The 462-nt window shown below is 51.4% G+C and carries 3 tRNA genes; all 3 read right to left on the bottom strand.

The window, feature by feature from the left end:
* Positions 1–140: 140 nt before the first annotated feature.
* Positions 141–216: transfer RNA gene (locus tag ADA55_RS22175), tRNA-Val, on the bottom strand.
* A 17-nt stretch (positions 217–233) separates the two neighbouring features.
* A tRNA-Glu gene (locus ADA55_RS22170) sits at positions 234–308 on the bottom strand.
* 9 nt (positions 309–317) lie between these two features.
* Positions 318–409: transfer RNA gene (locus ADA55_RS22165), tRNA-Ser, on the bottom strand.
* Between the last annotated feature and the right edge of the window lie 53 nt (positions 410–462).

Below are 462 nucleotides of genomic sequence, written 5' to 3'. Positions count from 1 at the left end.
TATGAGCCCGACGAGCTACCGGACTGCTCCACCCCGCGACGGTAATAATGTTGCTATTATACATCAAGTTTTCGTGTTAAGCGTTTCAATGGGCTGAATAATCAATCCTTTATGCAGAAACAACCTGATCTTATTGAAAATGGTGGAGGATGACGGGATCGAACCGCCGACCCTCTGCTTGTAAGGCAGATGCTCTCCCAGCTGAGCTAATCCTCCRRWKTRWTGATYTAAAATGGTGACCCGTACGGGATTCGAACCCGTGTTACCGCCGTGAAAGGGCGGTGTCTTAACCGCTTGACCAACGGGCCAGGTATAAATGGCGGAGAGCAAGGGATTTGAACCCTTGAGACAGGGTTACCCGTCTACACGATTTCCAATCGTGCTCCTTCGGCCACTCGGACAGCTCTCCAATAATGGCTCCGCAGGTAGGACTCGAACCTACGACCGTTCGGTTAACAGCCG

The sequence above is a fragment of the Bacillus sp. 220_BSPC genome, assembly GCF_001054655.1.
Taxonomy (GTDB): domain Bacteria; phylum Bacillota; class Bacilli; order Bacillales; family DSM-1321; genus Peribacillus; species Peribacillus frigoritolerans.
The sequence above is the reverse complement of the archived record's forward strand: the minus strand, read 5'-3'. Positions and strand labels throughout refer to the sequence as shown.